20 protein-coding genes are annotated in these 25,955 nt (G+C 40.1%); 14 read left to right on the forward strand and 6 right to left on the reverse strand.

The window, feature by feature from the left end; genetic code table 11:
- Positions 1 to 65: 65 nt before the first annotated feature.
- Positions 66 to 512 (reverse strand): macrodomain Ter protein MatP, encoded by a 447-nt coding sequence (matP, locus tag NYR63_RS10500; protein ID WP_279457452.1) that lies wholly within the window; start codon positions 510 to 512, stop codon positions 66 to 68.
- A gap of 84 nt (positions 513 to 596) precedes the next feature.
- Between matP and NYR63_RS10505 the strand changes: the two genes are divergently transcribed.
- From NYR63_RS10505 to ptrA, 8 genes are all read left to right on the forward strand, one after another.
- The gene (locus NYR63_RS10505) at positions 597 to 2,234 is read left to right on the forward strand and encodes an AAA family ATPase (protein WP_279457453.1); all 1,638 of its coding nucleotides are present in this window, start codon (positions 597 to 599) and stop codon (positions 2,232 to 2,234) included.
- A 111-nt stretch (positions 2,235 to 2,345) separates the two neighbouring features.
- A complete protein-coding gene (gene fabA, locus NYR63_RS10510; RefSeq protein ID WP_279457454.1) occupies positions 2,346 to 2,876 on the forward strand; it encodes a bifunctional 3-hydroxydecanoyl-ACP dehydratase/trans-2-decenoyl-ACP isomerase in 531 nt (176 codons plus the stop codon).
- An 87-nt stretch (positions 2,877 to 2,963) separates the two neighbouring features.
- Positions 2,964 to 3,494, forward strand: coding sequence for a pilus assembly FimT family protein (locus NYR63_RS10515; protein WP_279457455.1), 531 nt, complete (start codon positions 2,964 to 2,966; stop codon positions 3,492 to 3,494).
- Positions 3,495 to 3,519: 25 nt separating this feature from the next.
- Entirely contained in the window at positions 3,520 to 4,152 is a 633-nt protein-coding gene (locus tag NYR63_RS10520; RefSeq protein WP_279458556.1) for a hypothetical protein, read from the forward strand.
- Positions 4,153 to 4,161: 9 nt separating this feature from the next.
- On the forward strand, positions 4,162 to 4,818 hold the full coding sequence (locus NYR63_RS10525) for a DUF2572 domain-containing protein (RefSeq protein ID WP_279457456.1): 657 nt from the start codon (positions 4,162 to 4,164) through the stop codon (positions 4,816 to 4,818).
- Complete coding sequence (locus tag NYR63_RS10530; protein ID WP_279457457.1) at positions 4,808 to 5,104, forward strand: DUF5374 domain-containing protein; 297 nt, start codon at positions 4,808 to 4,810, stop codon at positions 5,102 to 5,104. Before NYR63_RS10525 ends, NYR63_RS10530 begins: the two co-directional genes overlap by 11 nt.
- A gap of 104 nt (positions 5,105 to 5,208) precedes the next feature.
- Positions 5,209 to 8,553 (forward strand): exodeoxyribonuclease V subunit gamma, encoded by a 3,345-nt coding sequence (gene recC / locus NYR63_RS10535; RefSeq protein WP_279457458.1) that lies wholly within the window; start codon positions 5,209 to 5,211, stop codon positions 8,551 to 8,553.
- The gene (gene ptrA / locus NYR63_RS10540) at positions 8,550 to 11,510 is read left to right on the forward strand and encodes a pitrilysin (protein WP_279457459.1); all 2,961 of its coding nucleotides are present in this window, start codon (positions 8,550 to 8,552) and stop codon (positions 11,508 to 11,510) included. The genes recC and ptrA overlap by 4 nt, the downstream gene beginning before the upstream one ends.
- A 91-nt stretch (positions 11,511 to 11,601) precedes the next feature.
- Here ptrA and dnaJ read toward each other — a convergent pair whose 3' ends face one another.
- The 5 genes from dnaJ to xylA all read right to left on the reverse strand — a co-directional run bounded on the left by dnaJ (position 11,602) and on the right by xylA (position 18,361).
- On the reverse strand, positions 11,602 to 12,744 hold the full coding sequence (dnaJ, locus tag NYR63_RS10545) for a molecular chaperone DnaJ (protein WP_279457460.1): 1,143 nt from the start codon (positions 12,742 to 12,744) through the stop codon (positions 11,602 to 11,604).
- A gap of 337 nt (positions 12,745 to 13,081) precedes the next feature.
- Positions 13,082 to 13,348, reverse strand: coding sequence for a hypothetical protein (locus NYR63_RS10550; RefSeq protein WP_279457461.1), 267 nt, complete (start codon positions 13,346 to 13,348; stop codon positions 13,082 to 13,084).
- A 9-nt stretch (positions 13,349 to 13,357) separates the two neighbouring features.
- Positions 13,358 to 15,253, reverse strand: coding sequence for a molecular chaperone DnaK (gene dnaK / locus NYR63_RS10555; protein ID WP_279457462.1), 1,896 nt, complete (start codon positions 15,251 to 15,253; stop codon positions 13,358 to 13,360).
- 274 nt (positions 15,254 to 15,527) lie between these two features.
- Positions 15,528 to 16,973 carry a xylulokinase gene (xylB, locus tag NYR63_RS10560; protein WP_279457463.1) on the reverse strand — a complete coding sequence of 482 codons (1,446 nt, stop codon included), beginning with the start codon at positions 16,971 to 16,973 and terminating at the stop codon, positions 15,528 to 15,530.
- Between the two features lie 68 nt (positions 16,974 to 17,041).
- Entirely contained in the window at positions 17,042 to 18,361 is a 1,320-nt protein-coding gene (gene xylA / locus NYR63_RS10565) for a xylose isomerase (RefSeq protein WP_279457464.1), read from the reverse strand.
- A 247-nt stretch (positions 18,362 to 18,608) separates the two neighbouring features.
- Between xylA and xylF the strand changes: the two genes are divergently transcribed.
- From xylF to NYR63_RS10595, 6 genes are all read left to right on the forward strand, one after another.
- Entirely contained in the window at positions 18,609 to 19,607 is a 999-nt protein-coding gene (xylF, locus tag NYR63_RS10570; protein ID WP_279457465.1) for a D-xylose ABC transporter substrate-binding protein, read from the forward strand.
- 63 nt (positions 19,608 to 19,670) lie between these two features.
- Complete coding sequence (gene xylG / locus NYR63_RS10575) at positions 19,671 to 21,185, forward strand: D-xylose ABC transporter ATP-binding protein (RefSeq protein ID WP_279457466.1); 1,515 nt, start codon at positions 19,671 to 19,673, stop codon at positions 21,183 to 21,185.
- 3 nt (positions 21,186 to 21,188) lie between these two features.
- Entirely contained in the window at positions 21,189 to 22,316 is a 1,128-nt protein-coding gene (locus NYR63_RS10580; protein WP_279457467.1) for a sugar ABC transporter permease, read from the forward strand.
- 123 nt (positions 22,317 to 22,439) lie between these two features.
- Positions 22,440 to 23,621 (forward strand): XylR family transcriptional regulator, encoded by a 1,182-nt coding sequence (locus NYR63_RS10585; protein WP_279457468.1) that lies wholly within the window; start codon positions 22,440 to 22,442, stop codon positions 23,619 to 23,621.
- 4 nt (positions 23,622 to 23,625) lie between these two features.
- On the forward strand, positions 23,626 to 25,650 hold the full coding sequence (locus tag NYR63_RS10590) for a M13 family metallopeptidase (RefSeq protein ID WP_279457469.1): 2,025 nt from the start codon (positions 23,626 to 23,628) through the stop codon (positions 25,648 to 25,650).
- A gap of 74 nt (positions 25,651 to 25,724) precedes the next feature.
- The gene (locus tag NYR63_RS10595) at positions 25,725 to 25,952 is read left to right on the forward strand and encodes a zinc ribbon domain-containing protein (RefSeq protein WP_279457470.1); all 228 of its coding nucleotides are present in this window, start codon (positions 25,725 to 25,727) and stop codon (positions 25,950 to 25,952) included.
- Positions 25,953 to 25,955: the final 3 nt, after the last annotated feature.

Genomic DNA, 25,955 nt, shown 5'->3' on the forward strand with positions numbered 1-25,955 from the left:
AAGAAAATGCTCTTGTAAGTGATATACAAGGGCATTTTTGTTGATTTTTCACTAAATTCGACCGCTTATTTTAACAAATCTTTTAGGCTGGATTTCATCTTCGCCATTTGCTCGTGATAGATTTGTTGGTTTTCCAATTCGTCCATTAAATAATTGACCGCCTCCGAAAGTGTCATCTCTTTTTCTTTAGCATATTTGGATAAGCGCAACCAGCTGGCATATTCCAAATCAATCGACTTTTTCTTAGTGGTAATTTTTTCCGCATTAAAATAACGTTTCCGTCTTGCACGCACGGACTGACGCATTTTTTTACGTTGTTCTGTGGTCATTTCCTGCTTAATCCACAGTTCGATTTCTTCCGGAGAATGTTGAAGCGTGGTTAAAAGTTGGACTTTTAACTCAATCAAACTAGTTTCTTCGTATTTGGTAATATTTTCGCCTTCACGGTGCTTTTTCAGCAGATATTTCCATTTCCAATTCGCTTCTTGAATCTCTAATTTTTGATATCGCATTTTTATTTGATTCCCCTAGATTAACGCTTATCAGTATAGCGGAATTCTGTATAATAAACCAAATTTCTATTATGAGGCATTTTCGTGAATTTAACCCCATTAGCGTGGCAATCTTTAACGATTCGGCATCAATTTTCCGAAGAATTTGATGCGGTACGTTTCTTTGATTTTCAACCCAATGCAAAGCAAGCAATCGATCTGTTTAAACGAGGACAGTTCGGTTCGCTACTTGTGTTAAAAACAGAAACCTTCCCCGAATTTATTAATGAAATCGAGCAATATTTAACCCAAGACGCTCACACCAAAGTGATTACAAAAACCGAATTTAATAAAAATAATTTATTCGGTTACAGTATCTATTTGGAGAAAGAAAATAAAGTCGAAACGATTCAAGGGGCGATTCAAGATGCCGATCAGCAAATATTAATGCTGAATATCAACGCATTATTATTGGACATTACCCAATGGGATAAATTAAAACAGGCATTATTATTCGGTTATTATGATCAACATTCGGCTAATCATATTCCTTATTTATTACCGAAGATTAAAACGCAATTTAAGTTAGTGTTAATCGGCAGTCGAGAAGATATTTCTTTATTGGCGGAATATGACGACAGTTTATATCAGTTCGGGCAATATGCCGAAATTGAATCCTATTTAAGTTTAGATGAAGAAAGCATCGAACTGTGGGGCGATTATGTTCAGAGTACGGCGCAAAGTTTAATCGGTAGAACTTTTTCCGATACCGCATTAAGCCAGTTTTTGCAAGCCTATGTTCGTGAAAGTGAGAGTCAGGAACTGGTTTCGATTTCGCCGACGTTATTAAAAAAACATTTATTAGGACTTGCAAATTTTTATCCGAATACAACCGCTTTTAATCAAGTTCAACAATATTTTAATTATTTGGAACAGCAATCTTCCGTATTAAATAAATATACCACGCAAGATATTTTGACCAATCAGTTATATATTGAAACCGATGATGAAGAAATCGGGCAAATAAACGGTTTATCGGTGATTGAATTTGAAGGCGTACCGCATTCTTTCGGAGAACCGTTACGAATTAGTTGTAATGTGCAATACGGTGACGGCGAGATTACCGATATTGAACGAAAAGTGGAATTAGGCGGTAACATTCATTCCAAAGGGATTATTATTGCGCAATCCTGTTTAGCCAATTTATTGGAATTTCCGACCCAATTACCGTTTTCCGCTTCGCTTGCATTCGAGCAATCTTACGGCGAGGTGGACGGCGATAGTTCATCACTCGCAATTTTCTGTGTATTAATCAGTGCATTGGCTAAATTACCGTTGCCACAGTCGATTGCGGTCACCGGTTCTATCGATCAATTCGGTAATGTATTAAGTGTCGGTGGTGTGAATCAGAAGATCGAAGGTTTCTTCGATATTTGTGATGCCAGAGAATTAAATGGCAAACAAGGAGTGATCATTCCTGTGACTTGTCTTTCGCACTTAAGTTTAAAAGCGGAAGTAATTGAAGCGGTTAAAGCAAAACAGTTCAATATTTGGGCGGTCGGTAATGTATTTGAAGCCATTCAAATTTTGTTAAATCGGCATTTTTATGATGAAGACAAACCGCAAAATAGTGAGAAAAAAGCGATCTTTAGCCTTATCCACCAACAGATTGAACAAGAACAAGCACGAGAGGATAGCGGTTCGATTTTCAGTAGAATTTACCAATTTTTGCGCCGTCACTGATCCGATAACCTCAGCTAACACTTGTTCGCTGATTTAAAATCCTGTACTATCGCTTCAAATCGGAAGCCCTGATAGTACGGGCTTTTTTTGTTGGTCTATAGGAATAAAAAAATGAACACGTGTACACCTAATATTAAATCTAGCTATACTTACGAAGATTTGTTAGCTTCAGGTCGTGGTGAACTTTTCGGCAAAGAAGGGCCGCAATTACCGGCACCGACCATGTTAATGATGGATCGCATTAATTTAATGACCGAAAACGGCGGCTTATTTGATAAAGGTTATATTGAAGCGGAATTGGATATTCATCCGGATTTACCGTTTTTCGGTTGCCATTTTATCGGTGATCCGGTTATGCCGGGTTGTTTAGGTTTGGATGCAATGTGGCAATTAGTCGGGTTCTTCCTTGGTTGGGTCGGCGGAAAAGGTAAAGGTCGTGCATTAGGTGTAGGCGAGGTGAAATTTACCGGTCAAATTCTACCGACAGCTAAAAAAGTGACTTACCGTATTCATATGAAACGAGTAATTAATCGTAAGCTGGTTATGGGTATGGCGGACGGTGAAGTGGAAGTGGACGGTCGAGTAATTTATACCGCAACCGATTTAAAAGTCGGCTTATTCCAAGATACTTCCGCTTTCTAATTTTGCGATCAGGATCGAATAATTCACAATAACGAATTTTATTTATGACGCTTATCTAATAGTATTCTTCTTCGGGAGAATACTATTATGTTTTTTAAAGCCTTTACGCTTATCGAAAGTTTAATCACGCTATCTATTCTCATCATTTCGTTTTATCTTATTTCACCGGTCATTTTTCAATTACAAGACAATATCGCCTTAAATAATGAAATTGAAAATATCCAATCTTTTATTTACCAAATTCAAGCTAAAGCCCGTTATCAAAAACAGAGTTATACGCTGACCGCTTCCCAAAACCTACAAACTAACAATTGGTGTTTGATTGCAATACAAAAACAAACCGGTTCAAGCCAAGAAATCGTTTGTGATTGTTTGAATTTGCAACAATGTCGTTTAACTCGGCATTTTCTGCTTTATCGCAATACACACCAACATATCGTACTTAAGAATAAAAGTTTATATCCGAAGTCGTTGATAAATATTGACGGAACGGCGGGGCGTTTAGAGTCGAAATGTTTGGCATTAAGCCTAAACCAAGCAAGTAAAATTTTACAATTTGACCAATGGGGACGAATTTATGTCATACCGAAAGACAAGCGTAGCCGTTGTAAATCTTAAATTTAAAGCAATAACGATGATTGAAATGTTGGTGGCTTTATTACTATCTGTCGGATTGTTATGGGCGATATCTAACTTATATGCGCAATTCTACCAAAATAAAGTCAAACAAAATGAATTGCTGATGCTACAGAAAGAAAGCCATCAACTCTTAACTTATTTACAACAGCATATTCAGCACTTGGGCTATCAAGGATATGCTCGACAGCAAACCAATTTCCATTTATTTGAGAGAGATAATAAACGTTATGCAATCGATCTCAACGGGCAATGTTTTATCTTTTTTTATGATTTAAATCACGACGGCTGCTTAGGAAAGCGCGCAACAAAATATGCTCATTGTTTTAATCGATACACTAACCAAACAAAAGATCTGGCAAAGGAAGTGTTCGGTATTAAGCTGGAAAATAGATCGCTTTATATTTACGACAAAAATAATTTGGATCATTGTTCTTACCCAGAATGCGGGCAATTATTAAACGCTTGTCGTGAGAAATGGCGAAGATTGGCTTCCGAAGACGATTATTCGGTTGAACGGTTGCATTTTGAATGGTTGGTGGAACGGAAATTATTGCATATTGATTTAAAACTGCGTGCGAAAAAACAAAAGTCGCTAAGTTATGAAGTAAGCGGTTTGGTTTATATTTTAAATCATTAAGAAGGTAAAATGCGCTACTATCAATTTAAAGCGACGATTCTATTCGTCGGATTAATTTCTCTTTCAAGTATTTTGACGCTGATCTTTTTATCCAGAGAAAAGTTTATTAGTTACGAACATCATTCCATTCATGATTATCAGCAATATTTAACCGATAAAATTGCTTTGATTAACCATACTACGTTATCTTCGGAACAGCAGTGTCAGAAAGTAAAGCATAGTGAAATTCATATCGCATTACCGTATTCCGTTTATCAATTCTATTGCGAGAAATTACCTTTTTTTATCGGTCAACCGCCGAGTAAAAAAACAGTCATTTTTGAACGGATTTCCGATTATTTAAGGTTGGATGAAACTATACCTATTATGCAAGTAAAGGCGTTAGCCGACCTTCCACCGACTAGCCTAGCCGAACCGAAAATTGTGATTTTATTACAAGATATTGATGAGAAATTACCTCGGGATTTCTACGGTATTTTGATTACACAGCATCGTTTTAATTTAAAAAACGGCGCAAAAATGTATGGCGTACTTTATACCTCACAGGAGGAGAATAAAAATAACAGATACATTACGTATCGTCGCGAAGTGGTTAAGTATTTTGACGAACAATATTCGGCTTGGCATTTTTTGCCGTATTCAAGGAATTTATTAAATGCAAAATAAGTTATATACGGCGGAAACCTTATTCAGCGTATTAATCGGTTTGGCGTTATTTATGCTGATTTGGTTTAGTTTCTCCGATTGGCAGCAACGACAGATTGAACGTATTAATGCGAACTATCAACGTCTGCAAGCCTTACAGATTATAGACAATCAGATTACACTGAAATTAGCCGGCAAACCTTGTGAGAAGCAAGTAATACAAAATGGTATGACTTTTCGTGTCGAATGCGGGACGGGCAAAATTCAAGTTAATTTTCCGCTTGGGCAAGCGGTTATTTTTGAATGAAATGTTGCAAAAATGAGGAAAAAACGACCGCTTACCGGTAAAGGAAAGAGATTGAATCCGTTAGGTTTTTAGAGGACAATCGTTGCGTTATACAAGGAGTTTCTATGTTCACGGTCTTTTTCTCGCAAAAACTTTCATCTTTAGCCGCTTTACTTATCCGTTTACAACAAAATGATCCTAATCCTAACCCGTTTGAGCCCGAAACCGTCCTGGTGCAAAGCGTCGGTATGGCGCAGTGGTTGCAAATGCAAATAGCTGATCAAGCCGGTGTCGCCGCTCATTATCAATTTCCGTTTCCAACCAGTTTTTTATGGCAACAATATCGCGTGTTGTTTCCCGAATTGCCGAAAGAGAATATTTTTGAAAGAGAAAGCGTAACTTGGCGTTTAATGCGCTTGATCCCTAATTATTTAGGACAGGCGGAGTTTGAATCGCTTAATCTCTATCTGAATAAAGACGCCCGTCAGTATCAATTAAAATTGTATCAATTAGCCGGCAAAATTGCCGATCTTTTTGACCAATATTTGGTTTATCGTCCGCATTGGTTAGTGCATTGGGAGAGTCATCAGATTGAAGCGGTATTAAATGAAATTTTGGCTGCCATCGTTTTTAACGAGAAAAATGAACAAGATATTTTAGCCAACTTGCGTTGGCAAGCGGCGCTATGGAACGCATTGATTGAAGATATTAAGGCGGATAGCGATGAAAAAGTTTTTATGACTTCCCATCGTGCTTATTTGCAACAACAGTATTTCGATAAACTGGATAATTTAACCGAGTCAGAACAAGCAAAATTACCGAAGCGTATCTTTGTCTTCGGTATTTCTTCATTACCGGCGACACAGTTGGCGGTATTGAAAAAACTTAGCGAACATTGTGATATTTACCTATTCTTTTTAGATCCGAGTCGAGAATATTGGGCGGATAGTGTTGAAGATAAAACGCTCGAAAAACTTGCCCTTAAGCAGCAACTTTCACCGCAGGATCTTGAGGCGTTGTTAGCCGAACAAGGTAATCAATTACTCACGATGTGGGGTAAGCAGGGACGTGAATTTCTCGCACAATTAGTCGAGCAAGAACCGGATAATACGATAGAAGTGTTTGATGAATACGAGGGTGATTCGAATCTAATTAAGCTAAAAAACGCCATTTTAAATTTTAATAATGAGCAACAATTCGTACTTGCAAACGAGGATAAATCAATTCAAATTCACGCCTGTCACAGTGTAATGCGAGAAGTTGAGGTGCTACATAATCAATTACTACAAATGTTTGAGCGGAACCCGACCCTTACGCCTAAAGATATTATCGTGATGTCGGCGGATATTGATAAATATGCGCCTTATATTAATGCGGTGTTTGCTCGCTATGAAAAAGGCGATAAACGTTATATCCCCTTTACCCTTTCCGACCAAAAAGTGACCGTAGTTGATCCGATTATTGCCGGTTTTTTAACGCTTTTGAATTTAAAAGAAAGCAATTTTAATGCGGAATCGTTACTGGATCTCTTAGACGTGAATGCGCTTCGAACACGTTTTAACTTACAAGAACAGGATCTGCAAACGTTACGCCATTGGATTAATCGGGTCGGGATTCGTTTCGGACTGAATATCCAACAAGACGAGTGGCAAAATCATAATGCGTGGGAAAACGGTTTAACTCGCTTATTGCTTGGTACCAGTTTAAGAGAAGAGTCGGGTATTTGGCAGGACAGTATTGCATTTAACGAGAGCTACGGCTTGTCGGCGACATTAGTCGGCTTTTTAGCGAAATTTATCGAAAATTTGACCGCTTGGCATGAGTTTATACAGCAAGATCATACGATTACCGACTGGAAAATTCGCATTCAACAGTTGATTAGTGAGTTTTACCAAGAATCGCCTGAAAGTTTGGATGCAATGCTATTGTTAAATACTACGCTAGATGAGGTCGTAAATAAAGTCGAGCAGGCGCATTTTAGCGAAAGTATCGGGATTGAGATTATTCGTTTATTGCTTGAAGACAAACTTAATCAGCAACAAAACAGTCTGCATTTTTTAGCCGGTAAGGTGAATTTCTGTACCTTATTACCAATGCGCGCCATTCCGTTTAAAGTGGTTTGTTTACTTGGTATGAATGAGGCGGATTTTCCACGCCAACATTCGGTCAATAGTTTTGATTTAATGCAATACGCCCCGAAACGAGGCGACCGAGCTAGACGAGATGACGATCGCTATTTGTTTTTAGAAGCGTTGTTGTCGGCACAAGAGATTTTTTATCTTAGCTATATCGGGCAATCGGTAACGGACAATAAACAGCGATTACCGTCCGTATTGGTTTCACAACTCTTAGATTATCTGGCGGAACATTTAACCGAGCAGGCTCGTTTAGAGGTTAGCGAAAAGGAACGGTTTTCCGAGCAATTATTTTTACAAAAAATGTTAGTAAAACAACTGCTTACCGTCTTTAGTCCTAAGAACTTTACGCCGGAATACGGTTCTTATGATAAAGAGTGGCTCTTGGAGCAACAGCATACGCCGTTAGCGGATTTTCTCAGTGATACGTTTAATTTAAAAGGCGAAGTGCCGACGGAAATTAATCTTGAAGATTTAATTGCATTTGTGAGTAATCCGATTAAGTACTTCTTTAATCATCAGTTAGGCGTTTATTTCCGTCACGATGAAGAAAGTATCGAAGAGAGCGAGAAATTCTCGCTTAATAATTTGGATGAGTATCAACTGCGTGATCATTTAGTGATATTGGAACCGGAAGAACGAGAGGCATTTTTTAAGCAAGAGCAATTAAAAGGTAATTTGCCGATTTCTAATTTTGCTAAAGTTTCTCAACAAGCGTTGGAAGATTCGATCAATGAATTACGAGAGCTTATTAAGCCTTATTTAGGTGAAAGCGAAATCGTAGAAATCGAACAATTATTCGAAGTGAATCAGTTGAAAATTCGTTTATTCGGTAATATCCAAAATAAATTTGCCAATGAAATTGTGTTTTGGAAAGTAAGTAGCTTAAAAGATAAGGATTATATCCGTTTATGGATTTTTTATTTAGCCATTAAAGCTCAAGACTTGAATATAGATCTGAAGGCAATTACACGGAATAAAGACGGAGCGGAAATCTTCCAATTTAATCCAATTAGTGCGGAGCAAGCTCGTTCGCAATTACATACTTATGTAGTCGCTTATTTAGCCGCTTTTAGAAAATTAACCTTCGGAATTTGGGAAGGTTTGGATAATTATTTTGAAAAGCAGCCTGAGGAACAAACCGATGAAGAATATTGTCAGCAACAATTATCCGCATTAATGAATCAGACGTATTTTGAGGGGAGATACTTGAAACGTATATTACAACAAAGTTCACAATTGGATTATGCCGAAATTCATACTACAACCTTGGAATGGTTTGAATTAATGCAACAAAGTAAACCGACAAAAACCAAAATTAAGGAGAAGAAATGAGAAAGAATATGATTTCTCGTGCCATCAGCTACGCATTATCCGTCACTTTTGCGTTGGGGATAGCGTTGCCGACTTTTGCAAATAATCCTCAAAATCAGACCGCTTCCGGTGAACAAAAAATGTTGCCGATAAAAGTAACCGGTTTTGATGTTTTAGCGCAAACTATTAATAAAAGTCCTAACGATAAGGCGATTTATCAAGCGATTCGTTTGCAAAACGGTATGACGGTGTTACTGATTTCCGATGAAAAAGCGAATAAATCGTTAATGTCGTTAGCTTTGCCTATCGGCTCAATGGAGGATCCGCAACAGCAACAAGGTTTAGCACACTATTTGGAACATATGATCTTAATGGGATCAAAACAGTTCCCCGAAACTAACAGTTTAGATCAGTTCTTGACGAAAAACGGCGGCTACAATAATGCTTCGACCACTTCGGATCGAACCGCTTATTATTTGGAGGTAAATAATAATGCGTTTGACGAAGCGGTCGCTCGTTTGGCGGATGCGTTTGCTCAACCGTTGTTATCGGAAAGCAATGCGAAGAAAGAAGTGAATGCAGTAAATGCCGAAATGGTACGAGCTAAATCGAGTGACGGGCATCTATTGCATAGCGTGAATTTAGCTACCGCTAATCCGGCTCACCTGATTACCAAGTTTGCGGTCGGCAATAATCAAACTTTATCGGATAAAGAGAACAGTAAATTACAAGCGGAATTGGAACAATTTTATCAGCGTTATTATTCCGCCAACCTAGTTAAAGCGGTGTTGTATTCCAATCAATCCGTCGAGCAATTAGCCGCTTTAGCCGAACGTACTTTAGGTAAAATGCAGAATAAAAATCTGAACGTACCGACGGTGGATATGCCGTTCTTCCGTGCGGAAGATAAAGGCGTGTTGATCGAGTATAAACCGGTTCAACCGACTAAATTACTGTCCGTTTCATTTGATATGCCGAATGACGAGGACAAATTCGCGCATAAAACCGGCGAATATTTAGCTTATGTCTTTAGCAATAATACCGAAGGAACGCTTTCCGATTATTTGATAAAACAAGGCTTATCCGATAGCGGTATTGCAGCCGTGCCGAGTGCGAATGTCAGCCGAAATCGAGGCGATTTTACCTTTTATGTCGCATTAACTGATAAAGGGCTGTCGGAACAAGATAAAGTGATTTCGTTGATTTTTCAGCAAATCGAACAAGTGAAAAAAGACGGCATCCAAGAAAGCTATTTCAATGAAGTGCGTGAGAGCTTAAAGCAGGATTTCCAACATCTGCAAGTAGAGAAAAACGGCAATTATATTGAAGCGTTGGCAGAGCAAATGTTGCACTATCCGGTCGAGCATATTTTAGACTCGGCTTATGTGGTCGGTGCGATGGACAGTGAGGCAATTAAAGCCAAATTGGCGGCAATGACATTAGATAACGCACGCATTTTAGTTGTGTCCGAGCAAGCGAAAACCGATAAAAAAACACCGTATTTTGAAGCCGGTTATAGCGTTAGAAAATTTAGTGATGTCGAGAAAACACAATGGTTGGATTTTAGTCACAATCCGTCGCTTAAATTACCGGAACTGAATCCTTACTTTGCAACCGATTTCTCACTGATTAAACAGACCGACGAACGTAAAGTACCGAAAGCCTTAGTCAGCAATGAAGGAAAAGCGATTTATGCGATGCCAAGCCAGTATTTTGCTCAAGATCCGAAAGCTATCGTTTCCGTCAGCTTATCCATTATGCCGAAAAGTGACGATTTAACAGAGGCGGTCAGTGCGACTTTGTTAGGTTATATGAATAATCTGGCGCAAACGAAATTAGCTTTCCAAACGGCGGTAGCAGGGATGCAAGCGGGGGTAAGTCCTTATCCGAACGGGATTTCGATTGAAGCGGCGGGTTATACCCAACATTTAGCGAAATTAATCGGCGATACGCTAACACAATTTAAAACCTTTGAATTAAGCGAAGCGGTTTTAGCGCAGGCAAAACAGAGAGCATTTGAAGCGTTAGACGGTTTAAGTAAAGCAAGCAGTCTTGCTCAAGCAAATGCGGCGATTAGCAATTTTGCCGCTTATCCGTATTTTGAAGAAGACAAACAGCGTAAAGCGTTAAACGAGATGACGCTGAGCGATGTAAAATCGATTCGAGATAAACTTTTAGAAAAATCGACCGGAGTGAGTATTTTATCGGTCGGTAATCTTACGGATAAACAAGTGGAAAACTTGGCAAGCGAGATTAACGCTATTGTTAAAAACAGCGAAACGGAACGGGGTAGAGGGCGTTATTTAGATTTAAATGACAGTATCCGCAAATTAAATTACATCAAAAACGTGCCGCATGAAGATAATGCATTAAGTATTACTTACCTTGCTAAAGGTTATGATGAATTAGCCGGTTCTGCCAGAGCGAATTTATTACGAGATATTATCGGGCGTTGGTATTTTGACGATTTACGTACCGAGAAACAGCTCGGTTATGTGGTGTCGGCAACTAATACCAAATTGGGTAAAACTGCCGGTATGCGTTTTATGGTTCAAAGCCCGAATACGACACCGGCGGGCATTATGCAGCATAACCAACGCTTTTTTGCAGAAAGTTTAACAAAATTGACCGCTTTATCGGAGCAGGAATTTGTGAAATATCGTGAGAGTTTAATCGAGAAATTACAACGTAAACCGGAATCGTTAAACCAAGAGTTTTCTCAATTCACGTTTGACTTTAATCGCCGTAATGATCAATTTAACCAACGTGCGAAAATGATCGAAGCGGTGAAACAACTTACCCAGCAAGATATTGTGGATTTTTATAAACACACTGTGATTGAGCAGCAAGGCTTTTCATTTATCAGCCAAGCGTTAGGCTCTAAAGCGAAAGCGGAAGATGCGGTTACATTAGCGGGTTATGAAAAAGTGGAAAGTATTGAGCAAATCCAAAAACAATTCCCGGTAAAATACTATTAAATCTCCATCTGCAAGCGGTCAGAAAAACACTAAATTTTACCACTGTAGATAAAGCAAAAGGCTTAGCAAATTCGCTAAGCCTTTTTAATGTTTAGTGTTTACCCAAATTTGAGAAGAAGTTTTTCACGCTATCTAAAAAACTTTCTTGTTGCGGACGATGTTTACTTTTGCCGGCTAAACTTTCTTCCAGTTTACGTAATAAGTCTTTTTGCTCGTCATTTAATGCAACCGGTGTTTCTACCACTACTTTGCAAATTAAATCGCCTGCATAACCGCCGCGTGGGCTTGCCACACCTTTACCTCTAACACGGAATAATTTGCCGGTTTGGGTTTCCGCCGGAATTTTCAGTTTTAATTTACCGTCAAGTGTCGGTACTTCAATCTCACCGCCTAATGCCGCCATCGTAAAACTGATTGGCACTTCGCAGTAAAGATTTGAACCGTCACGCTCAAAAATATCGTGCTCACGAACGTGAATTACGACGTATAAATCACCTGCCGGCGCACCGTTCTCGCCTGCCGCACCTTCGCCGGATAAGCGCAGTTGGTTACCGGTGTCCACACCAGCCGGAATGGTTACCGATAAGTTTTTCGCTTTCTGAACACGTCCGTCACCATGGCAAGATTTGCAAGGTTTTTCAATTTTCTTACCGCTTCCGTGACAGCTCGGACAAACCGCTTCCGTCACAAAGAAACCTTGCTGACGGCGGATTCTGCCCGAACCGTGACAGTGCGAACAGGTTTCCACTTTCGAACCTTTTTCCGCACCTGAACCGTGGCAAGTATCACATTCGGCAAGCGTTGAGATACGAATATCTTTTTTGCAGCCTTTAACCGCTTCTTCCAACGAGATTTCAATGTCGTAACGTAAATCATCGCCACGTACGACACGATTACGACGTCCACCGCAGCCAAAACCGCCACCGAACATTTCGCTAAAGATGTCTTCAAAGCCACCGAAACCGCCTCCGCCGAAGCCACCGCCAAATCCGCCGGCACCACCGCCTTGTTCAAAAGCAGCGTGACCGTATTGATCGTATGCGGCACGTTTTTCAGCATCGCCTAACACTTCATAGGCTTCGTTGATTTCTTTAAATTTTTCTTCTGCGTCTTTACTGCCTTGGTTTTTATCCGGGTGGTGTTTTGATGCTAAACGTTTATAAGCACGTTTAATCTCGTTCTCACTCGCCCCTTTCTGTAAGCCAAGGACTTCGTAGTAATCTTTTTTTGCCATAGTGTTTCGTTTGTAAAATTTTACGGAAATTTGACCGCTTGTAACTAGCTGATTGGATAGCGCTCGTCACAGACGGGCGTTATCGGATAGATAAAATCACCACCCTCGCCCCTTGTGGGAGAGGGAAAGATTTTCTTCGTTTAGAAGAAAATCAGGGAGAGGGGGAAGCGGATGTATTTTGTAAAAAATTTGCGAAATATAACCGCCTGTTTCCCCTCTCTCTGCAAGAAATTGTCTTTCACAATTTCTTGCTGTCTCTCTCCCTCAGGGGAGAGAGTGAGTTGTTATATACACCAAAAGGGCGTGTTGCCACGCCCTTAAGCTATAATTAACCAACTCAATCTTGAGCAATGAAGAAAGACGAATAATTTATAGTATCTTCTAAAATTTCAGTATCAGAGTCACATTCCCATTCTGAGCTATCATTAAAGCAACCAATAGGATATTCATATAAGTATCTGCTTATACCGTACTCATCGTTATAAAATTTATAACAATTCTCGGCTCCCATTTGTCTTTCATCACTATCGACTAAATCACACTCAAAATTTTCTATGGAAATTTTATATTTAGAACCTTGATAGTTTATTAGTACATATTCCATATATACACCTTATTTATCTTTCACTTCTTCAAACTCTGCATCCACTACACCGTCATCTTTTGCAGATTGTTGCGGTTGTTCGCCTGCTTGTGCTTTCGCTTGAGCCGCTTGCATTAACGGTTCAGATGCTTTAATTAACGCTTCAGTTTTCGCATCGATTTCCGCTTTATCATCGCCTTTAGCCGCTTTTTCTAAATCTGCGATAGCCGTTTCGATTTTCGCTTTATCATCAGCGTTTAACGCATTACCAGCTTCTTCGGTTTGTTTACGAGTTGCGTGTGCGATACCGTCCGCTTGGTTACGTGCTTGAACTAACTCTTCGAATTTTTTATCCGCTTCTGCGTTTGCTTCCGCATCACGAACCATTTGTTCGATTTCTTCGTCAGATAAACCTGAAGACGCTTGGATACGAATTTGTTGTTCTTTACCTGTGTTTTTATCTTTCGCAGATACGTTAATTACACCGTTCGCATCGATATCGAAAGTAACTTCGATTTGCGGCATACCACGTGGTGCCGGGTTAATACCTTCAAGGTTGAATTGACCTAAAGATTTGTTCGCAGACGCTTGTTTACGTTCACCTTGTAATACATGGATGGTTACCGCTGATTGATTGTCTTCTGCGGTTGAGAACACTTGTGATTTCTTAGTTGGAATCGTAGTGTTTTTCTCAATTAACACAGTCATCACGCCACCCATGGTTTCGATACCTAAAGATAATGGCGTAACGTCTAATAAAAGAACGTCTTTTACATCACCTTTTAATACACCGCCTTGAACCGCAGCACCGATTGCTACCGCTTCATCCGGGTTCACGTCTTTACGTGCTTCTTTACCGAAGAATTCAGCTACTTTTTGTTGTACTAACGGCATACGAGTTTGACCACCAACGAGGATAATGTCGTTGATTTCATTCACTGATTTACCTGCGTCTTTTAATACGGTTTTAAGTGACTCAATTGAGCTTGCAACTAAATCTTCTACTAACGCTTCTAATTTCGCACGGGTTACGTTGATTGCTAAGTGTTTAGGACCTGTCGCATCCGCTGTGATATACGGAAGATTTACTTCGGTAGATTGTGCTGAAGAAAGTTCGATTTTCGCTTTTTCCGCCGCTTCTTTCACACGTTGTAATGCCATTGGGTCGTTGCGTAAATCAACGCCTTGTTCTTTCTTGAACTCATCAATGATGTAATCAATTACACGGTTATCGAAGTCTTCACCACCTAAGTGAGTGTTACCGCCGGTTGCTAATACTTCAAATGTTTGTTCGCCGTCGAAGTTATCGATTTCGATGATTGAGATATCGAATGTACCACCACCTAAGTCGTAAACTGCGATCACTTGGTTTTCTTTAGTTGAACCTAAACCGAATGCTAACGCTGCCGCTGTCGGTTCGTTGATGATACGTTTAACATCTAAACCTGCGATACGACCTGCATCGATTGTCGCTTGACGTTGAGCATCGTTAAAGTATGCCGGTACAGTGATAACCGCTTCAGTTACCGCTTCACCAAGGAAATCTTCCGCTGTTTTTTTCATTTTTTTCAACACTTCTGCTGAAATTTGCGGTGGTGCTAATTTGTCGCCTTTTACGTTTACCCACGCATCGCCGTTGTCAGCACGTGTGATTTCGAAAGGCATAATTTTAATATCACGTTGTACTTCTTCGCTTTCAAAACGACGACCGATTAAACGTTTGATTGCAAATAATGTATTTTTCGGGTTTGTAATCGCCTGACGTTTTGCCGGCTGACCAACTAAAGTTTCGTTATCCGTATAAGCAATGATTGACGGAGTTGTACGTGCGCCTTCCGCATTCTCGATTACACGTGCTTTGTCACCGTCCATTACCGCTACACAAGAGTTTGTTGTACCTAAGTCAATACCAATGATTTTACCCATTTTAAAAATTCCTCTGAATATAAATTTGTTTGATTACGTTTTCGTAACGTTACCCACAAGATGGTGTTCTTTCACAACTTTTCAAGGCTAAATTTGAAATTTTCTTGCAAGTATTTTTAAAAAAGAAACGGGACGTTCAACGTTCCCGTTCAGACGAAACAATAAATAGGGATGAAAATGAAATGATCAAGGGCGTAAAATAAATTTTTGTAAGATTTTTGAATAAAACGGACAAAAAAGCCCGTTCGTGATGAACGGGCTTGCTTTCCGAGCATTAAAGACCTTTTAATCTTTGATAAATTTCAGCAAATTTTGACCGCTTGTCTTGGTATTCGGCAAACTTGCTGCGATTCGGTTGGTAAACCGCTTCAAGCGGTAACGGCTGACAGAAATTAGCAATATCTTCATTAGGATTTAAGGCAATCTGAGCCAATTTCGCTGCCCCTAAAGCCGGGCCAACATCACCGCCTGTACGATATTCAAAGGTTCTACCGGTAATATCCGCTAATAATTGACGCCAATAAGCACTTTTTGCTCCGCCACCGATCAGGGCGATATTATCCGCTTTCACACCGGTTTCGTGTAACACGTCAATGCCGTCCGCTAACGCAAAACTGACCCCTTCTACTGCGGCTCTTGCCATGGTAATCGGGTTATCGTTATGGGTTAAGCCCCAAAATACGCCTTTGGCATAAGGGTCATTATGCGGTGTACGTTCACCGGATAAATAAGGTAGGAAAATCGCATCACTCGCTTGGTTACAATTTTCGACTTGTTGGAATAGCGTTTTAATATCGCTAATACCGGTAACTTTTTGAGCAAAATCAACCGCTGATGCAGCACTGAGCATCACTGACATCAAATGCCAACGATCCGGTAACGCGTGGCAGAAACTGTGTACCGCTTTTTGCGGATTGGCACTAAATTTATCGGTTACGACAAAATATACCCCTGACGTACCGAGCGATAACATCGCTTGTCCGGCTTGGTAAAGCCCGATACCGATTGCACCGGCTGCATTATCGCCGCCACCGGCAATTACCGGAACGGTATTTAACTTCCAGTTTTTAGCTAATTCAGGACGTAAATAGCCGGTAACTTGGTTGCCTTCAAACAGTTTAGGCATATTACTAACATCAAGTCCGCACGCATTTAATAACGCCTGATTCCACTCTCTTTTACCGACATCCAGCCACATTGTGCCGGAAGCATCAGACATATCAGAAGCATATTCACCGGTCATACGTAAACGTAAATAATCTTTCGGCAGTAAGACTTTATCCATTTGTTCGGCGATTTGTGGCTGATGTTTATCTACCCATTTTAATTTCGGTGCGGTAAAGCCCGGCATCATCAGATTACCGGTAATTTCACGGCTATTCGGCACTAATGATTCCAATTCGGCGCATTCCGCAAAGCTACGTCCGTCATTCCACAAAATTGCCGGACTCAATACTTGGTCATGCTTATCTAATAAAGTCGCACCGTGCATTTGACCGGTCAAGCCAATCGTTTTAACTGCGGTTAAATCTTGCTGTTGTGCCAAAGCGAGCATAGCTAAATTGGTTGCGTGCCACCAGTCTTCCGGATTTTGTTCCGACCAAAGCGGATGAGGACGCGAAATAGGTAAAGATTGATGGGTGGTTGCGATGATTTCTTGAGATTCATTGAGTAAAACGACTTTAACGCCTGAGGTGCCTAAATCAATTCCGATATACATAAAGCCTCCTTAAACAATAAGCGGTCAGATCTTGCAAATTTTTTGCAAAATTTGACCGCTTGTATTGATTAACGATAAATATAATTATTCACTAAATTTTCTAAGTATTCTTGCTGACCTGAAACCGGTTTCGGATCAAGCGCTTTGCTTTCAACGATTTTTGCTAAATCTTCAAGGCTTGCTTTACCTGCAAGAATTTGCTGACCTAAATCGCCATTCCAGCCTGCGTAACGTTGAACAACAATACCTTGTAAGGTTTGGTCTTCAATCATTTTCGCCGCACGTTTTAATGAAAGCGCAAGCACGTCAATCGCTCCGATATGACCGTGGAATAAATCATACGGGTCGGTACTTTGGCGGCGGATTTTTGCATCGAAGTTGAAACCACCAGTAGTAAAGCCACCTGCTTTTAAGATTTCATACATCACAAGCGTATTTTCTTCTACGCTGTTCGGGAATTGGTCAGTATCCCAACCTAATTGCGGATCACCACGGTTAGCATCAATCGAACCGAAGATATCTAATGCTGCCGCAGTTGCGATTTCGTGTTGGAAAGTATGACCGGCTAAGGTTGCGTGGTTTGCTTCAATATTTACTTTGATTTCTTTTTCTAAACCGAATTGTTTTAAGAAGCCGTAAACGGTTGCCACGTCATAATCATATTGGTGTTTAGTCGGTTCTTGCGGTTTCGGCTCGATTAATAATGTACCGTTAAAGCCGATTTTATGTTTATGTTCCACCACCATTTGCATAAAGCGACCGATTTGTTCACGTTCACGTTTTAAATCGGTATTTAATAAGGTTTCATAACCTTCACGACCACCCCATAACACATAGTTTTCGCCGCCTAAGCGTTTGGTTGCATTCATTGCGTTAAATACTTGTGATGCCGCCCAAGAGAATACTTCCGGATTCGGATTGGTTGATGCGCCGGACATATAACGCGGGTTAGTAAAGCAGTTCGCCGTACCCCATAATAATTTCACGCCGGTTTCCGCTTGTTTTTTCTCAAGGATATCCACCATGGTATGGAAATTATGTACGTATTCTTTATATGAATTACCTTCCGGCGCAATGTCCACATCGTGGAAGCAGTAGTAAGGAATCCCTAATTTTTGGAAGAATTCAAAGGCGATTTCCGCTTTTTGTTTTGCGCCTTCGAGTAAACCGCCGGTTTTTTGCCAACTGCGATCTAAAGAACCTACGCCGAACATATCATTCCCCGTCCAGCAGAAAGTATGCCAATAACACACCGCTAAACGTAAATGCTCCGCCATAGTTTTGCCTAAAATCACTTCGTTCGGATTGTAATGTTTAAAAGCAAAAGGATTGGTTGAGCTAGCACCTTCATATTTTACTTTTTCAATTTTATCGAAATAGTTAGACATAATTAATTCTCCTGTGAATCAATGGATTTTGAAAACGAGAGCATAATGATGAAAATTAAAAAGCGGTTCAATTATGTTATTTAGTTTTTTGGTTTTGATTATTGGTTATTGTGGTGGTGATCACAAAAGTGAAAAAACGTAATAGCGTTAAAATATTTTGTAATTGCAGCGATAAATTATCCACCGCAAACTATCGCTAGAGCAATCATGCTCAAACTTTGTTAAACCAACCCTATGAGGTGTCATTATGAAAATGAAAAGTCTGATTTTATCTATCGCTGCAGCATTAACCGTAATGTCAGGTTCAGCGTTAGCTAAAGATTTAACCATCGGTATGTCCATTGATGATTTACGTTTAGAAAGATGGCAAAAAGACCGTGATATTTTTGTGAAAAAAGCGGAGGCTTTAGGGGCGAAAGTATTAGTTCAATCAGCAAATGGCGATGATGCGGCACAAGTTTCACAAATTGAAAATATGTTGAATAAAAACGTAGACGTATTAGTGATTATTCCGCATAACGGTGATGTATTAAGTAACGTAATTTCCGAAGCGAAAAAAGAAGGCGTAAAAGTGTTAGCTTACGACCGTTTAATCAACAATGCGGATTTGGATTTCTACGTATCGTTTGATAATGAAAAAGTCGGTGAGTTACAAGCGCAAAGTATCGTTGAGAAAAAACCGGAAGGTAATTATTTCTTAATGGGCGGTTCGCCGGTGGATAACAATGCGAAACTATTCCGTAAAGGTCAAATGAAAGTATTACAACCGCATATTGACAGCGGCAAAATCAAAGTGGTGGGCGACCAATGGGTTGATTCTTGGTTAGCTGAAAAAGCACTACAAATTATGGAAAACGCCTTAACTGCGAATAAAAATAATATTGATGCGGTTGTCGCTTCGAACGATGCGACCGCAGGCGGTGCAATTCAAGCGTTAAGTGCGCAAGGTTTAGCGGGCAAAGTGGCTATTTCCGGTCAAGATGCGGACATTGCTGCGATTAAACGTATCGTAGAAGGTACGCAAACCATGACGGTATATAAACCGATTACGAATTTAGCGGATAAAGCCGCTTCAATTGCGGTTAGTTTGGGTAAAGGCGAAACTTTAGAATCTAACGCCAAATTAAACAACGGCGTGAAAGAAGTGAATTCTTATCTGTTAGATCCAATCATTGTTACCAAAGACAATATTGACAGTACCGTGATTAAAGATGGATTCCACACGAAAGAAGCGGTTTATAAATAATCTATCTTAATCTTTAAAGTGCGGTTTATTACGACCGCACTTTATCTAACGGAGGTTTTCATTATGGCTCAATTGTTAGAAATGAAAAATATTACCAAGAAATTCGGTGATGTTACGGCGTTAAATAACATTTCGATTTCTTTGGAAACCGGTGAAATATTGTCTTTGTGCGGTGAGAACGGTTCGGGAAAATCCACTTTGATGAAAGTCTTGTGCGGTATTTATCCTTACGGTGATTATTCCGGCGAGATCTACTTTGCCGGTGAAAAACTCACGGCGAAAAATATTAAGGAAACGGAAGAAAAAGGGATTTCGATTATTCACCAAGAATTAACCTTGGTGAAAAATATGTCGGTACTTGAGAATATGTTTTTAGGCAATGAAATGACAAACTCAGGTATTACGAATGACAACGAAATGTACCTACGCTGTAAAACCATTCTACAACAAGTGCAATTGGATATTGATCCGAATACTAAAGTGGGTGAGCTTGGTTTAGGACAACAACAGCTGGTCGAAATTGCCAAAGCATTAAATAAACAAGTTCGTTTACTAATTTTAGATGAACCGAGTGCGTCTTTAACCGAAAAAGAGACCGCGATTCTTTTAAACTTAGTGAAAGATCTCAAAGCGCATAACATTGCTTGTGTATATATTTCGCATAAGTTAAACGAAGTAAAAGAAATTTCAGACAAGATTTGTGTTATTCGAGACGGTGAACATATCGGTACTCGTTCCGCTCAAGGAATGAGTGAAGACGACATTATCACTATGATGGTAGGACGTGAAATTACTTCCCTTTATCCGCATGAACCTCATGAGATTGGCGAAGAAATTCTTCGAGTGGAAAATATTTCCGCATGGCATCCGGTTAATACGCATATTAAAAGAGTAAATAACGCCGGTTTTAAATTACACAAAGGCGAAATCCTCGGCGTAGCCGGTTTAGTCGGTTCCGGACGTACTGAAATGGCGCAATGTATCTTCGGTTCATATCAAGGAAAATATGAAGGGGATATTTTTATTGAGAATCAGAAAGTACAGATTAAAAATTGCGCGCAAGCCATTGCGCATAATATTGTAATGGTGCCGGAAGATCGTAAAAAACACGGCATTATTCCGATTATGGGCGTGGGGAAAAATATTACTTTATCTTCTCTTTCTCAATTCTGTTTCGGTAAGAAAGTGATTAATGAAGCGCTTGAAGAGACGATCATTAATCAATCAATTGAAAAATTAAAAGTAAAAACCTCTTCGCCCGAATTGGCAATCGGTCGATTAAGCGGCGGTAACCAACAAAAAGCGATTCTTGCAAAATGCTTATTATTGAAGCCTAGAATTTTGATTTTGGATGAGCCTACTCGTGGTATTGATGTAGGGGCTAAATACGAAATTTATAAACTTATCAATCAGTTAGCGCAAGAAGGAATGGCAGTTATTGTGATTTCTTCCGAATTACCTGAAGTATTGGGAATTAGTGATAGAGTTCTGGTGATGCACCAAGGACAAATTAAAGCAGACTTAATTAACGATAATTTGACGCAAGAGCAAGTTATGGAAGCCGCACTCAAGGAGTAACCTATGTTGAAGCTAAAATCTGTCAATTTACAAGTTTATATTATGCTCATTGCTATTATTGTGATTATGAGCTTTTTCTCGGTCGCAACCGACGGTGCTTATTTAAGCGCACGTAATATTTCAAACTTATTGCGTCAAACCTCCATTACGGGGATTTTAGCGATTGGGATGGTGTTTGTGATTATCTCGGCGGAAATTGACCTATCTGTCGGTTCGTTAATGGGATTATTAGGTGGATTTGCTGCAATCGCCGATGTTTGGTGGGGCTGGCCGTTACCGCTTACTATTGCCGTAACACTTGTGCTAGGTACATTATTAGGTGCTTGGAACGGCTGGTGGGTTTCATATCGTAAAGTTCCGTCCTTTATTGTCACATTGGCGGGGATGTTGGCTTTCCGCGGTATTTTAATCGGTTTAACCAACGGTACGACCGTTTCTCCGATTAGTAATGATATGACGACTATCGGTCAAGGTTATATTCCGGATGTAACCGGTATGATTCTCGGTTTAGTTGCGGTGTTCTGCTTTATTACTTGGGGAAGTTATCAACGCAAAGCTCGCCAAAACTTGAACCTAAATGTACCTGATGTAACGAAAGACATTATGAAATACGGCTTGTTTGCTATCTGTGTATTAGGTGCGATTTACTTACTTAATGACTATCGAGGTATTCCGTTCCCGGTACTTGTGTTAGCGATTTTAACCGTATTCGGGATGTTTATCGCACATAAAACCGCATTCGGTCGTCATATTTATGCAATCGGTGGTAACATTGATGCGGCACGACTTTCAGGGATTAACGTTGAGAAAGTAAAACTAACCATCTTCGCAATGAACGGCTTTATGGTAGCGATTGCAGGGTTGATTCTTAGTGCGCGTTTAGGTGCAGGTGCGCCGTCGGCAGGTCAAAATGCCGAACTCGATGCGATTGCCGCTTGTGTAATCGGCGGGGTAAGTTTAGCCGGCGGTATCGGTAGCGTATACGGTGTTATCATCGGGGCATTTATTATTGCTTTACTTGATAACGGTATGAGTATGCTTGATGTACCGACATTCTGGCAATATATCGTAAAAGGTGCGATTCTGTTATTAGCCGTTTGGGTTGATACGATGAGTAAGAAAAAAATGTAATCGTTACCTCTGCGATTGATTTCTTAAAAAGCATCCAATGTTTTCGTAAATATTGGGTGCTTTTTTCATAACTACGCAAAATGTGGTATGTTAGCGCGACTGTCTAACTACGTAATGATATTTATGGAAAAAAAATCTTTTCGTATCGCATTATGTTTTAATGCGAATAAAGTTTACGACCGCCAAGTCATTGAAGGCATCGGACAATATATTCAAGCCTCTCAATGTACTTGGAATATTTTTATGCAAGATGATTTCACTTATCATAAAAAAGATATGGAAGGGTTGTTAATTGACGGCATTATTGCCGATTTTGATGATCCTGAAACCGCCGCATTATTAGGGGAATTGAATATCCCGGTAATTGCGGTGGGCGGTTCCTATCAAGATCCGGCATACTATCCGCAAATTCCGTATGTTGCTACCGATAACTATGCCTTAGTGGAAACGGCGTTATTACATCTTAAACAAAAAGGCATTAATCAATTTGCCTTTTACGGTATTCCGACCGAAGCAAAAAAACATTGGTCGGTAGAACGTAAAAATGCGTTTATTGATTTGATGGAAAAGTACGAACATCAAACCAATATCTATTTAGGCCATCAAGTGAATGCGCAGAATTGGTTGGAAGCGCAATCCGAATTAAGCGAATGGCTAGCTTCATTACCGGCGCAAACCGGCATTATTGCGGTAACCGATGCCAGAGCCAGACATTTACTACAAGCCTGTGAATATTTGAATATCGCCGTACCCGAACAACTTTCCGTGATTGGTATTGATAACGAAGAGCTGATTCAGCATCTATCTCGCGTTTCGCTTTCATCCGTAGTACAAGGTACGAAACAAATCGGTTATCAAGCGGCGAAAATGTTACATCATTTATTTGAAGGCAAAAAATTAAGCCACTCTCCCGTATTGATTCCACCGCTACGCGTGGAGCAACGCCGTTCCACCGATTTCCACGCATTCCAAGATCCGTTTGTGATTCAAGCTATGCACTATATTCATCATAATGCCTGTAAAGGAATTAAAACCGAGCAAGTTCTCGATCATTTACGAATTTCACGTTCTAATTTAGAACAGCGCTTCAAACATGAATTGAATAAGACGATTCATCAAGTGATTCATGAGGAAAAACTGAATCGTGCAAAATATATGCTACAATTTACCGATATTTCGATTCAAGAAATTTCAGAAATTTGCGGTTATCCTTCTTTACCCTATTTCTATTCCGTATTTAAAAAAGAATATGCGGATACCCCGAAAGCATTTAGAAAATCCCATCACAAAATTTTAGTTGAGTAAGGTTATGGCGAAAAAATTTTTATTGAGTCTGGCAGCCCTTTCGCTCGGGTTAGCCGGTTGTACTACCACTTATCAATCCACGCTAACGGAAGGAGTGGATAATACTGTTGCCCCGCAGCAAGATTTTTATCGTTTTGTAAACGGCAAATGGCTTGCAAAAGCACAAATCCCGGCGGATAGAACCTCGTGGGGCACGTTAGCGGAATTAAACGAATTGAACGAACAACGTTCGATTAAATTCTTACAAGCGGTCATTTCCGAGCCGAAATTTGCAAATGATGCGAAAGCCCAACGTTTAAAAGCGGTATATGAAACCTACACGGACTTAAATGCGCGTGAACAAGCAGGACTTACTCCAATTGCAAAAGATATTGAGAAAATTAAACAGCTCAATACATTTGCCGATTTAAAACGCTATTTGATTGAAGAAACCAAAGCCGGTAACGAAGTATTATTCGGTTGGTCGGTATTCGCTCACTTAAAAAATTCCCGTCAAAATGCGGTTTATTTGAGTAACGTCGATCTAGGCTTAAGTAACGATTATTTCCAAAAAGATACGCCGGAAAATCGTTCTATCTTGCAACTCTATCAAGATTATATCGCACAGATTTTAGGTTATGCCAACGTCAGCAATCCGGCGGCAAAAGCGAAAGCGATTGTCGCTTATGAAAAAACGATTGCAAAAACGCTGTTTACCAATGAGGAAGATCGTGACGTACAAAAACGCTACAACCCAACCAATATGGCACGGCTGAAAAAACTGAGTAAAAACATTGATTTAGCTCAGTATTTGAAAGCGGTCGGCGTGGAAACCGATGAGGTAATTCTATATGAGCCTCGTTATTTCCAAGCATTAGATCAGCTTATCAATCCGCAAAACTTAGCGGTCATTAAAGACTACTTATTATTCCGTACCTTATCGGATAACGCCCCTTACTTAAACAAAGAGATGGATGATGTCCGTTTTGAATTTTACGGCAAAAAATTAGTCGGTCAGAAACAGCAACGCCCGTTAGAAAAACGTGCGTTAGCCACAATCAATAGCTGGCTCGGACAAGAATTTGCGCAGTTTTATGTGGCGGAATTTTTCCCGCAATCGGCAAAAAACGATGTGCTTGAAATGGCGAAGTATTTAGTTAAAGCCTATCATCATCGTATCGATAACTTAGCCTGGATGTCGGCGGAAACCAAACAAAAAGCGAAAGCTAAATTAGATAAATTTATCGTGGAAGTCGGTTATCCGAACAAATGGCGAGATTACAGCAACTTAATCCTCAAAACCGTGGCGCAAGGCGGTACGCTTTACGCCAATATGCAACAAATTGCTAAATGGAGCTATGACTACAATCTTGGCAAAGTCGGTAAACCGGTCGATGTAAATGAATGGGGAATGCTGCCGCAAGTGGTGAATGCTTCATACAGCCCATTAATGAACCGTATTGTGTTCCCAGCCGGTATTTTACAAGCACCGCTTTATAGCCAACAGGCGGATCCGGCGGTCAATTTCGGGGCAATCGGGGCGATTATCGGTCATGAAATCACCCATGGCTTTGATGATAGCGGTTCAAAATTTGATGGCGAAGGTAATTTAAAAGATTGGTGGACGGCAGACGACCGCAAAAAATTCGAAGCTTTGGCGGATAAATTGGTCGCACAATTTGATCAGTTTGAAGTTGCACCGAAAGTGTTTGTAAACGGTCGTTTCACCTTGGGTGAAAACATTGCCGATTTAGGCGGTTTGAGTATCGCTTACGATGCGTTGAAACTGTACGAGCAAGATCACGGCAGCAGCCCGACGATTGAAAACTTTACCAGTGATCAACGTTTCTTTATGAGCTGGACGCGTTCATGGCGTCATAAAGCGACTGTGCAAGCGCTTACTCACCAAGTGAAAAGCGACCCGCACGCACCGGGACAATACCGTGCTTATGCGCCGGTACTGAATATCAGCGGTTTCCATCGTGCGTTCGGCACTAAAGCCGGCGATAAAATGTATCGCAATGAGGCGGAACGTATTCGTATTTGGTAATCATAAGCGGTCGAATTTCAGCAAAATTTTGCAAAAAATCCGCCAAATTCGACCGCTTGTTTTAAGGAACTGTTATGGCATTACAACGTTGCCCGGAATGTAGGCGTAGAATCAGCGAGAGTGTTATCGCTTGTCCGCATTGCGGCTTTTCATTTAAAGAAGCGGACTTAGCCGTGTATCGTGAGAAATTGGAACAACGCCGCTTACACAATCAAGAGTTGAATCGTCAAAATGTTAAAATACAACTGTTTTGGTTATGTGTATTTACGTTGGTGATTTTAGGCGCGTGGCTAATTAATTAAAAA

It is taken from the genome of Actinobacillus genomosp. 1, from assembly GCF_029774175.1.
Lineage (GTDB): Bacteria > Pseudomonadota > Gammaproteobacteria > Enterobacterales > Pasteurellaceae > Actinobacillus.